The organism is Bartonella sp. AA86SXKL, assembly GCF_042196885.1.
Window position 1 is genome coordinate 65,408 of the sequence record NZ_JBHIRE010000004.1, and the last position, 11,996, is coordinate 77,403.

General features: G+C 37.6%; 10 protein-coding genes. 5 read left to right on the plus strand and 5 right to left on the minus strand.

What is annotated here, in order from left to right; all coding sequences use genetic code 11:
* Positions 1-126 precede the first annotated feature (126 nt).
* Positions 127-1,080, minus strand: a complete 954-nt coding sequence (locus ACFIO5_RS03255) for a peptidylprolyl isomerase (protein ID WP_375633953.1) — start codon at positions 1,078-1,080, stop codon at positions 127-129.
* A 434-nt stretch (positions 1,081-1,514) separates the two neighbouring features.
* Here ACFIO5_RS03255 and secA point away from each other — a divergent pair, with 434 nt between their 5' ends.
* The 4 genes from secA (at position 1,515) to prmC (ending at position 6,824) form a co-directional block, all read left to right on the plus strand.
* Positions 1,515-4,232 (plus strand): preprotein translocase subunit SecA, encoded by a 2,718-nt coding sequence (gene secA, locus ACFIO5_RS03260; RefSeq protein WP_375633952.1) that lies wholly within the window; start codon positions 1,515-1,517, stop codon positions 4,230-4,232.
* Positions 4,171-4,662: a Fur family transcriptional regulator gene (locus tag ACFIO5_RS03265; RefSeq protein WP_375618055.1), complete on the plus strand. Its 492-nt coding sequence runs from the start codon at positions 4,171-4,173 to the stop codon at positions 4,660-4,662. Before secA ends, ACFIO5_RS03265 begins: the two co-directional genes overlap by 62 nt.
* A 222-nt stretch (positions 4,663-4,884) precedes the next feature.
* Positions 4,885-5,961 carry a peptide chain release factor 1 gene (prfA, locus tag ACFIO5_RS03270; protein WP_375627655.1) on the plus strand — a complete coding sequence of 359 codons (1,077 nt, stop codon included), beginning with the start codon at positions 4,885-4,887 and terminating at the stop codon, positions 5,959-5,961.
* Positions 5,958-6,824 carry a peptide chain release factor N(5)-glutamine methyltransferase gene (gene prmC / locus ACFIO5_RS03275; protein WP_375634593.1) on the plus strand — a complete coding sequence of 289 codons (867 nt, stop codon included), beginning with the start codon at positions 5,958-5,960 and terminating at the stop codon, positions 6,822-6,824. The genes prfA and prmC overlap by 4 nt, the downstream gene beginning before the upstream one ends.
* Here prmC and nrdF read toward each other — a convergent pair.
* Genes nrdF through nrdH form a run of 4 tightly spaced genes read right to left on the minus strand, consistent with a single transcriptional unit; the run spans position 6,821 to position 10,561 of the window.
* Positions 6,821-7,795, minus strand: a complete 975-nt coding sequence (gene nrdF / locus ACFIO5_RS03280) for a class 1b ribonucleoside-diphosphate reductase subunit beta (protein WP_273722534.1) — start codon at positions 7,793-7,795, stop codon at positions 6,821-6,823. The genes prmC and nrdF overlap by 4 nt on opposite strands.
* An 11-nt stretch (positions 7,796-7,806) precedes the next feature.
* The gene (nrdE, locus tag ACFIO5_RS03285; protein WP_375618058.1) at positions 7,807-9,957 is read right to left on the minus strand and encodes a class 1b ribonucleoside-diphosphate reductase subunit alpha; all 2,151 of its coding nucleotides are present in this window, start codon (positions 9,955-9,957) and stop codon (positions 7,807-7,809) included.
* Positions 9,939-10,337, minus strand: a complete 399-nt coding sequence (nrdI, locus tag ACFIO5_RS03290; RefSeq protein WP_375618059.1) for a class Ib ribonucleoside-diphosphate reductase assembly flavoprotein NrdI — start codon at positions 10,335-10,337, stop codon at positions 9,939-9,941. The genes nrdE and nrdI overlap by 19 nt, the downstream gene beginning before the upstream one ends.
* Positions 10,337-10,561: a glutaredoxin-like protein NrdH gene (nrdH, locus tag ACFIO5_RS03295; RefSeq protein WP_005774163.1), complete on the minus strand. Its 225-nt coding sequence runs from the start codon at positions 10,559-10,561 to the stop codon at positions 10,337-10,339. The genes nrdI and nrdH overlap by 1 nt, the downstream gene beginning before the upstream one ends.
* A gap of 680 nt (positions 10,562-11,241) precedes the next feature.
* Here nrdH and ACFIO5_RS03300 point away from each other — a divergent pair.
* Complete coding sequence (locus ACFIO5_RS03300) at positions 11,242-11,991, plus strand: ABC transporter ATP-binding protein (protein ID WP_375634594.1); 750 nt, start codon at positions 11,242-11,244, stop codon at positions 11,989-11,991.
* The last annotated feature ends 5 nt before the right edge of the window (positions 11,992-11,996 follow it).

Consider the following 11,996-nt stretch of genomic DNA (forward strand, 5'->3'; position numbering starts at 1 on the left):
GCTTTCTATAAAAACAAATGAAACGATTGCAGATCAATAACCTCTCATAGAAAACTGCTAGGCTTTTTGAACAAAACTAACCTAGCAAATTATCTATTAAAGAGGCTATCCACCTATTTTTCCTAGCTATTCCGTATCTTCTTCATCAGATGTTTCATCGGGAAGTAGCGTCCCATTTTGATGAAGCGATTCCATGATTTTTGTAACATTAGGATCAGGGTATTTCACATCTATCTTGCTACGTAAATCAACAATTAGTTCTTGATAGCGCTTTTTTATCAGCTGTGTCCGCAACATCTCTTTAACATCATCAAATGCAGGCGGTTGTTTTACACGACGATCTTCTAATTTAATAATATGCCAACCAAAAGGACTTTCAACGGGTTGTTTAGTGTATTCGCCAACTTTCAAACCAAATGCAGCATCTTCAAAAGGCTTGACCATTTGACCATGGCTAAAATAACCAAGATCACCCCCAACGGCAGCAGAACCATCTGTTGAACTTTTCTTTGCAATCTCTTCAAAATTTTCGCCTTTATTTAAATGCTTAATGATAGCTTCTGCTTCTTTTCTCGTTTTGACCAAAATATGACGCGCTTTAACCTCATCCTCTTTAGGTAAAGCAGCAACTTCTTGCTTATAAAGAGCTTCCAAATCAGTATCCGATATTTTGTCAACAATCGCCTGTTTAAAATAAAGCTGTTGAAGAACATTGTCACGCATGACTGCCATACGTTTATCGTAAGCTTCTGTCTTATCAAGACCTTTGCTTCTTGCTGCTTTTGCAAGTGCCTGCATATCTAAATAAGCTTTTAGAACCATCATACGACGTTGTTCATCAGGAAAACGTGCTAAATTAGGATTTATTTCAAGTGCTAAATCATCCAATTGGCCTGCTGTAATATTTTTCCCATCAATAACCGCCATAACATGAGAAGGAGAAACGGCTTTTTCAGAAGCTTTCTCCAAAGTCTTTAAATCATTCGACGATGAATTCAAACCTTCTTGGGCTCTCACCCCTAAACTTGTACTTGCCAATAAAGTTGATGCTAAAAAAAGCGCGATAAAGTTAAATTTCATAAATATACTCCTTAAAAATGAAGGCAGGTTCAAGATTCCAATTTTCTTTAACATAACACTTTAATCTTTAAACATAGAGAAATAAATTAGTAATTTATTTTAAAAAAGTATAAAATTATCCTTTTATCTCAGTTTCTCCAATCCTATCTAATGCAGATGAAAAGCATGATAATAGAGAAAAATGACATATTGTATCTTAAATTACTTTGTATTGTATCAGTTAAATAGCATACTTAAAGTTGACATAAAGCGCTTAGCCTCTTATCTCTACTTTACAATTAGAGTGAAAAATTGCACACCAGCAAGTATAATGGTACCATCTGCATTTCATGATGTCTCCAATGATATCAGACAACCTGAAGGAAATGTAGAGTATGGGGAGAGCATATGAATTACCCAACAAGAGTGACAACAATTAAAAGAAAGGGCCAGAGATGGTCAGTTTAGGTGTTTTTGCCCGTAAGTTTTTTGGTTCAGCTCATGAGCGACATCTCAAAGCACTCCGCCAAAAAGTTGCACAAATTAATGCTTTGGAAGAACAATTCGTAAAATTAAGTGATGAGCAGCTTTGCCAAAAAACAGATGCCTTTCGTAAACGTCTTAGTGAAGGTGAAAGTGTTAATTTGCTCTTACCAGAAGCTTTCGCGACTGTTCGTGAAGCCGCAAAACGTGTTTATGACATGCGTCCTTTTGACGTGCAACTTATTGGTGGAATGGTCCTTCACGACTGTGGCATAGCTGAAATGCGTACTGGTGAAGGTAAAACATTAATGGCAACTCTACCAATTTATCTCAATGCATTGGAAGGTAAAGGCGTTCATGTTGTGACAGTAAACGATTATCTCGCCAGTCGTGATGCTGAAACAATGGGGAAAATTTTTAGTTTTCTAGGGCTTACAACAGGCGTGATTCTTCATGATCTTGATAGTGATGCCCGCCGAGAGGCCTATGCATGCGACATTACCTATGCCACAAATAATGAACTAGGTTTTGATTATTTGCGTGATAATATGGCCTTCGATCATAGTCAAATGGTCCAACGTGGACATCATTACGCAATTGTTGATGAAGTTGATTCGATTCTTATTGATGAAGCCCGTACCCCCCTTATTATTTCTGGTCCTCTAGAAGATCGTACTGACTTCTATAACCTTATTGATACATTTATTCCTGCCTTAACTCCAGAAGACTATGAAATAGACGAAAAACAAAAAACAACGACCTTTACCGAAGTTGGTACTGAAAAAATTGAAAAAATGCTCGAACAAGCTGGGCATCTTAAAGGTGAGAGTCTTTATGACATAGAAAATGTCGCTATCGTTCATCATGTCAATAATGCTCTAAAAGCTCATAAACTGTTTGCTCGTGATAAAGATTACATTGTTCGCAATGATGAAATCGTTATTATTGACGAATTTACAGGGCGAATGATGCCTGGGCGGCGTTATTCTGAAGGACTTCATCAAGCGTTAGAAGCTAAAGAGCATGTTGCTATTCAACCAGAAAACCAGACACTTGCTTCCATCACTTTCCAAAATTACTTCCGTATGTATAGAAAATTATCTGGCATGACTGGAACTGCAACAACAGAAGCCGAAGAATTCAGAAATATTTATGGTCTTGACGTTGTCGAAGTCCCTACCAATTTGCCAATACAACGTATTGATGAAGATGATGAGATTTATCGAACAGCAGAAGAGAAATATCGGGCAATTGTGCGTGATATCCGTCAAGCACACGAAAAAGAACAGCCTATTCTTGTTGGAACAACCTCTATTGAAAAATCAGAACAATTGGCAGAGCGTTTGCGAAAAGAAGGCATTACCGATTTTAGAGTCTTAAATGCTCGCTATCACGAACAAGAAGCATATATCATTGCGCAAGCAGGAGTTCCTAGAGCTCTCACTATTGCAACCAACATGGCAGGACGCGGTACGGATATACAGCTTGGTGGTAATGTTGAAATGCGCATCCGACAAGAGTTACAGGATATCCCCGAAGGTCCAGAGCGGACAGCTAAAATTGAAGAAATAAAAAAAGATGTTCAGAAGCTTAAAGAAAAAGCTTTAGCGGCTGGAGGGCTTTACGTTATCGCTACTGAACGTCATGAAAGCCGTCGTATTGATAACCAGCTTCGTGGACGTTCTGGTCGCCAAGGCGATCCTGGTCGCTCAAAATTCTTTCTCTCTCTTCAAGATGATCTTATGCGTATCTTTGGCTCTAACCGTATGGATAGTATGCTGCAAAAACTTGGATTGAAAGAAAATGAAGCTATTATCCATCCATGGATTAATAAAGCCCTTGAAAAAGCGCAAAAAAAGGTCGAAGCACGAAACTTTGAAATTCGTAAAAATCTGCTAAAATATGATGATGTAATGAATGATCAACGCAAGGTTATTTTTGAACAGCGTATGGAGGTTATGAACGCAGATGATTTATCAGAAATGATCCTTGAAATGCGCAATGAAGTCGTAGAGGATCTCGTAGAAGCTTATATTCCATCAGGGACATATTCTGAAAAATGGGATGCAAAAACTCTCGAAGAAGAGCTTCAACAACTCTTTAATCTTGAGCTTCCAGTGGAAGAATGGGCAAAAGAAGATGGAATTGCCGAGGAGCAAATTCTAGAGCGTGTATCAGATGCTGTTACAAAACTTGAAAATGAGCGTACTGAACGATATTCTCCAGAAGTTATGGCTTATTTTCACAAAGCAGTATTGCTCGAAACTATTGACACGTTATGGCGTGAACATCTGATGAGTTTAGACCATTTGCGTTCTGTTGTTGGGTTTCGTGGTTATGCGCAGCGGGATCCGCTCAATGAATATAAGACAGAATCATTTGAACTCTTTCAAAGTATGTTGAAAAATTTGCGCCGAATTGTCACTTCTAAGCTTATGCGCTTTGAAATCATTCAACACCCCACAGAACCGACCATGCCTGAGCAAACTGATGCTGCTTCTTCTGTCTTTAATGATCAAAGTCAAGAAAATGCTCCCACCTTATGGGCACGATCACAAGAAAATAGATTTGTTAATCCACAAGATCGTGACCCTAACGATATAACCACATGGGGAAAAGTTGGACGTAATGAGCGTTGTCCTTGCGGTTCAGAAAAAAAATACAAACACTGTCATGGAGCCTTTGTTTGAAAAGCAAATTATGCAAATGAATAAAAAGCGAAATTATGAGCAAGAATTGCGCACAGCTGGTTTAAGAGTAACACGTCAACGACGAGTTATTCTTGATATTTTGACTGATACAAATGATCATCCTAATGCATTTGAAATTTTTCAGCGTGCAAACAAAATAGATTCGAATATTTCACTCTCAACTGTTTATCGAACCATGAAAATATTAGAAGGAAATGGAACAATTCATCGCCATAGCTTTAGTGGTGGTCCATCTCGTTTTGAGCAAGCAGATGGGCAACATCATGATCATCTCATTGATATAGAAACAGGACAAGTTATCGAGTTTCATTCTGATGTTATTGAAAAGCTGCAAGAGGAAATTGCAAAATCCCTTGGCTATGATATTATTCATCACCGCCTTGAACTTTACGGAAAAAAAAACTCTTAAAAAAGTAATCATATATCATTAGATAAAATACCTCAGGCAAATCAAATTTTATAAAAATTTACCTTTAAAATATAATAGTTTTCATTGGCAAAAAAAAAGAATTGCTTTATTACCCCTCTTTGTATGATGCTATACGGTAATTCATTGCCAATATTATAACAAAAAATCATTGCAACAAAATATTATAAAAATTGTATTATGAAAAATTAGGCCAATATTATCATGGTTTCTTTGCCACAAGATCGTATGAGACAGCTTGAAAAACGCTTTGAAATAATTGAAAGCCAAATGACGACGAATCCAAATGCTGAAACATATGTCAAATTAGCTTCTGAATATGCAGAACTACAACCCGTTATTACCTCTATACGCGCATTAAATGCTCTTTACGAAGAGATTACAGAATTAGAAACGATTATCAACGATAAACAAACAGATATAGAGATGCGTAATCTTGCCCAAGAAGAGCTACCATCGTTATATAAAAAAGTGGAGCAATTTGAAAAAGAACTCCAAATTCTGTTATTGCCTAAAGATGTTGCTGATGAAAAAAACGCTATTGTTGAAATTCGAGCAGGAACGGGTGGCTCAGAAGCAGCACTTTTTTCCGGTGATCTTTTCCGCATGTATGAACGTTATGCCCATGCTCACCATTGGAAAGTAGAAGTTATTTCACTTAGTGAGGGGGAAGTTGGCGGATATAAAGAGATTATTGCTAGCATTTCAGGAAAAGGTGTCTTTTCTAAATTGAAATATGAATCGGGGGTTCATCGTGTGCAACGCATCCCTGAAACAGAGACAGGTGGGCGTATCCATACATCTGCTGCTACCGTTGCTGTGCTTCCAGAAGCTGAAGATATTGATATTGATATTCGTCCTGAAGATATTCGTATCGACACAATGCGTGCATCCGGAGCAGGAGGACAGCATGTTAATACAACGGATTCAGCTGTTCGTATCACGCATATTCCAACAGGAATTATGGTCGTACAAGCAGAAAAATCACAACATCAGAACCGAGCACGAGCCCTTCAAATTTTACGGGCACGCTTATTCGATATCGAACGACAAAAAGCGGAAAGTGAACGTTCAGCTTCTCGTAAAAGCCAAGTTGGTTCTGGTGATCGCTCAGAACGTATTCGTACCTATAATTTTCCACAAGGACGTGTCACGGATCACCGTATTAATTTAACCTTGTATAAGCTTGATCGCATTCTAGAGGGAGATCTTGATGAACTTCTTCATGCACTCATCTCAGATCATCAAACAACACTGCTAATGGAAATGGATAATAATTGAGCAAATATTCTTTCAAGAATGTTATCCAACAAATGCAAGAAAAATTGCGCACGAAAGGGATTGCTGAAGCCGATCTCGATGCGAAAATACTCGTTGAATGGATAACAGGAATAAATGCTGCTGAAAGAATTTCTAAACCAGATATGCATCTATCTTCTGAGCATATTATACAAATAGAACAGGCTTTACAACGGCGTATTGCAGGCGAACCCGTTTACCGTATTATAGGAGTACGAGAATTTTATGGTATATCTTTTACATTGTCTCAAGAGACGTTAGAACCTCGTCCTGATACAGAAACGCTGATAGATCTTGTTCTCCCTTTTCTCCAAAAACAGGTCGAAAATTCGAGAAGAACAACATTCCTTGATATGGGAACAGGAAGTGGCGCCATTGCTATTGCACTCCTTAAACAAATTCCCCAATCCTATGCGGTGGCAGTCGATATTTCTGAAGATGCCCTTAAAACAGCGAAAAAAAATGCAAAAAATGCTGAAGTAGCACACCGCTTCACACCTCTTCTTAGCGACTGGTTTGATTCTGTCACAGATCGCTTTGATTTTATTGTTTCCAATCCACCTTATATTCCCGCAAAAGATATCAAAAAACTTGCAAAAGAAGTGCGCTTACATGACCCATTGCGCGCTCTGATAGGAGGGGAAGATGGACTTGATTTTTATCGAAAACTCGCCCATGAAGCAGCCAATTACTTAAAAGAAAACGGCTATGTCGCTGTTGAAATTGGTTTCTCTCAAGAAAATGAAGCCTGCAATTTGTTTGAAAAAAATGGTTTTCAATGTTTAGAAGTGCGCAAAGATCTAAGTGGAATACCCCGCGCACTTCTATTTGCATGCAAACATTAAAATTCCCAATCATCATCCGTAGTAGCAACAGCCTTGCCAATGACATAAGAAGAACCTGCTCCTGAAAAAAAGTCATGATTTTCGTCAGAGTTTGGTGATAAAGCCGCCAAAATAGCGGGATTAACACGACAAACCTCAGGGGGGAAAAGAGCTTCAAAACCTAAATTCATTAAAGCCTTGTTAGCATTATAATGAAGAAAAATTTTAACATCTTCTGTCAATCCAAGCGCATCATAAAGATCTTCAGTATATTTGCACTCGATGTTATAAAGATCAAAGAGCAGGTTAAAAGCAAAATCTTTAATTTCTTGTCTTTTGGCTTCATCAAGCTTTGCAAAGCCCAATTGGAATTTATAACCTATATAATAACCATGGACTGCTTCATCACGAATGATTAGTCGAATGAGGTCTGCTGTATTGGTCAACTTAGCGCGACTGGCCCAATACATGGGCAAATAAAAACCAGAATAAAATAAAAAGCTTTCCAGCAAAGTCGAAGCAATTTTTTTCTTAAGTGGATCATTTGCTTCATAACGCTCAAGTACTAATCTAGCCTTTTTCTGCAAATGAATATTTTCTTCTGACCATCTAAACGCATCATCAACTTCTACCGTCGAACAAAGGGTTGAAAAAATAGAGGAATAAGAACGTGCATGAACAGCTTCCATAAAAGCAATATTCGTCAAAACTGCCTCCTCATGCTCCGTTATCGCATCAGCCAGAAGCGAAATGGCTCCTACAGTGTTTTGAATTGTATCGAGAAGCGTTAGTCCTGTAAAAACACGAATCGTTAGCTTACGTTCTTCATCCGTTAAGCTTGACCATGAAGGAATGTCATTGGAAAGTGGAACCTTCTCAGGTAACCAAAAATTCCCAGTTAAGCGGTTCCATACTTCAAGATCTTTCTCATCATGTAATCTATTCCAATTAACAGCGCACACAACAGGATTTTTGGTTGTAATCTTTGTCATATGATGATCTCCTATAAACTGCACGAAACACAGCCATCAACTTCTGTTCCACTTAATGCTACTTGCCGTAATCGTACATAGTAAATACTCTTGATTCCCTTTTTCCAAGCATAAATTTGTGCGCGGTTAATATCACGTGTGGTCGCTGTATCAGGAAAAAATAATGTTAATGAAAGACCTTGATCAACATGCTGTGTTGCAGCAGCATAGGTATCTATAATTTTTTCAGGACCAATCTCATAAGCATCTTGGTAAAAATTCAAATTCGTATTATCCATATAAGGAGCAGGATAATAAACGCGCCCAATTTTTCCCTCTTTGCGAATTTCAATTTTTGAAGCAATTGGATGAATGGAAGAAGTGGCATGATTAATATAGGAAATAGATCCCGTAGGTGGAACTGCCTGCAAATTGCGGTTATAAAGCCCATACTCAATAACTAATTTTTTGAGTTCCTGCCAATCCTTTTGATCTGGAATAACAATATTATTCCGTGCAAAAAGCTCTTGCACAAGTGGAAATTGCGGTTTCCATTCTTTTTCAATATATTTTTCGAAAAAACGTCCATCTGCATAAGCTGATTTTTCAAACCCTGCAAACATTTCTTGACGTTCGTGCGCAATTAAATTGGAAGCCCGTATGGCGTGATATGTCACAATATAAAAATAGATATTGGTAAAATCAATCGCTTCTGGAGACCCATAATAGATCTGCTCACGCGCTAGAAACCCATGCAAATTCATTTGTCCCAAACCAATCGCATGACTTTCAGCATTGCCTTTCGCAATGGAAGGCACACAAGCAATATTGCTCATATCCGAAACAGCAGTCAGAGCACGAACAGCAGATTCCACGGTCTGTCCAAAATCAGGACTTTCCATTGCTTTGGCAATATTCATGGATCCAAGATTACAGGATATATCACTTCCAATCGTGCGATAAGTTAAATCTGTCTCCAGTTCACTCGCCTCACTCACCTGCAAAATTTCTGAACATAAATTGCTCATACTTATGCGCCCAGCTATCGGATTCGATCGATTAGCAGTATCCTCAAATAAAATATAGGGATAACCCGACTCGAATTGAATTTCCGCTAATGTCTGGAAAAAAACGCGTGCACTTATTTTCTTTTTACGAATCTTTGCATTATCAACAAAAGAACGATAATGCTCCGTTAAAGAAATATCGCTAAAGGGCTTACCTGTCACACGCTCGATGTCATACGATGAGAAGAGATACATATCCTCATTATTCCGTGCAAGCTCAAAAGTAATATCAGGAATAACGACACCAAGCGAAAGCGTTTTGATTCTAACTTTTTCATCAGCATTTTCACGCTTTGTATCCAAAAACTTCATAATATCTAAATGATGAGCATGCAAATAAACAGCTCCAGCCCCCTGTCGTGCCCCAAGCTGATTGGCGTAAGAAAAAGAATCTTCCAAGAGTTTCATCACCGGTAAAACACCTGAGGACTGATTTTCTATTTGCTTAATTGGCGCCCCAGCTTCCCGCAAATTCGTTAAACAAAGCGCTACACCTCCACCACGTTTTGAAAGCTGCAAAGCCGAATTAACCGAACGACCTATCGATTCCATATTATCTTCAACACGTAGCAAAAAACACGAAACCAATTCACCTCGTTGTTTTTTCCCAGCATTTAAAAATGTCGGTGTTGCCGGTTGAAAACGTCCTGTAATAATTTCATCCACAAAACTTTCAGCAAGAGCTTTATTCCCTTGTGCCAAATATAAAGCTACAAGACAGACACGATCTTCATAACGTTCAAGATAACGTTTTCCATCAAAAGTCTTCAGTGTATAGCTGGTATAATACTTAAATGCGCCTAAAAAGGTAGGAAAACGAAACTTAAATGCGTAAGCACGTTTAAAAAGCTTTTTAATAAAAGAAAAATCATAAAGCTCAAATAAAGCTTTTTCATAATAACCTTCTTCTATTAAGTAATCTATTTTTTCCTTCAGGTTATGAAAAAAAACTGTATTTTGATTAACATGCTGAAGAAAATATTGCCGCGCAGCAAGCCGATCCATATCAAATTGAATATGACCATTTTCATCATAAAGATTAAGCATTGCATTCAACGCATGATAATCAGTAATCTGATCCGATTTCTGCGATTGTCCTATGCTAATTGTTTCCAAAATCTTTCCAATCCCTTTTTTACATAAATAACGTCTTCATCAGTTCCACGCAGCTCAAAACGATAAAGGCAAGGTACACAACATTTTTCAGCAATAATTTTACTTGCTAAATTATAATAGCGACCAAAATTACGATTCCCACCGCCAATAACACCACAAATTAATTTTCGGTTCTCAGCTTCATTAAGAAACTGGACAACGGCTTTCGGCACGGCCCCTCTTCCTTCACCATCTGCATATGTAGGAACAACCAATACATAAGGTTCACCAACCAATGCAGAAGGCTTTCTTTTATCAATTTTGAAGAGTCGTTGACCAAGCTGCGAGACAAAATGTTCTGTATTACCCGTTGCACTCGAATAATAAACAATAAGCCCCATTAAGCACAAAGACCACTAATCATATCTGGTCTAAAACCAGACCAATGATTTTCACCACAAACAACGACAGGAACCTGACGATACCCCAGAGATTGAACAAAACTGTATGCTTGTTCATCACAGGAAATATCAACAACACGATAATGAATGCCTTTTGCATCAAAAGCGCGGCGTGTAGCATCACATTGGACACAAGATGGTTTGCTATAAATAGTGATCGACATTTTCTTCAACTTTCACAATTCCAAACAATCAACCCTGAAAGGTCAATCTAATAATTTTATAGGTACTCAAGAATAACAAAAAACAGAAATTGTACGCAAAACATGTGATTATTTTCAAATAATACACAGCTTCCTGAACATAACAGAATTCCTCATCAAATAACTTCAAAAACTATGATGAGAATAAGCGATTATTCTACAACTTAAATGGCAAAGCCCCCTAGTTATAAAACAATCTTTTGCTTGCATTACAATTCCCTCCTGCTGTCTAAAAAACTAATGTTCTAAACTACCGTTTTTCAAGAGCTCTGTTTGCTCTTTTACGGCAAAAATCAATTACAAAAACGAAAGGAAATCCCTCCAAAAGAGACCCTTCAGTAAAAATACTGCTATACCTTTGGCCAATAAACTCTTTACAATAATGGAAATAACTTAGATACCAAACGAAACACACTAACACCCTCTCTTGTGCTTATTTAGAATCACCAATCATTTTGATACTATATATAGTATATACTCTCTCTCTTTCGTCAAGGTGAATTCAATTATTATTTTTAATTTTCCACGATCTTCCCACTAAAATTTTCAGTACTCAAAACTATGTAATAATATAACATTTTGTTGACAAACGTTATATTATTACATAGTTTCCAAAATAATAAGCAACGATGGTAAAAAATATGGATCTGCACTTCAATAAGACAACATTAGGCTATAGGAATAGAATAGCAATAAAGAACTTTTCAGCAAAATTAAAAGCTGGTTCATTGGTTGCAATAACAGGTGATAATGGCGCTGGAAAATCGACACTGCTAAAAGCTATCGCCGGATTGATTAAACCTCTTAAAGGAAAAATTACAAAACCAAAAAAAAGCTGCATTGCTTATCTTGCTCAGCAATGTAATATAGATCAAACATTTCCAATTGATGTGAAAACGCTTGTAAAAACAGGACTGTGGTCTTTTTGTGGATTATGGAAGAATCAGCGCCCTTATGATTCTAAGATTCAAAATGCTCTTAAAATGGTTGGGCTTACAGAACTCGCATCCCGTTCGCTTGAAACATTATCAGGCGGGCAATTGCAACGCGCTCTTTTTGCACGTATCATTATACAAGATGCCAATATTATTTTACTTGATGAACCTTTCAATGGTGTAGATCATAATACCCAAAAAGACCTTCTTGCACTGATCACATACTGGCAACAGCAAGGACGCACAATTCTCACAGCACTCCATAATCCTCTCATCGTGCAAGAATTTTTCCCCCAAATGATTCAAATTGATCAACAAAACGCCTTTTATGGAGAAACAACACAGTTTTTAAACAACACCATTCATCACGTTATGCCACCTCTCACATCCAATTCTTTCCCTATTAGCGCACAAAAACAAAATCTTCCCATCAATGATCCTCTCTTTCTTACTTAGGTATA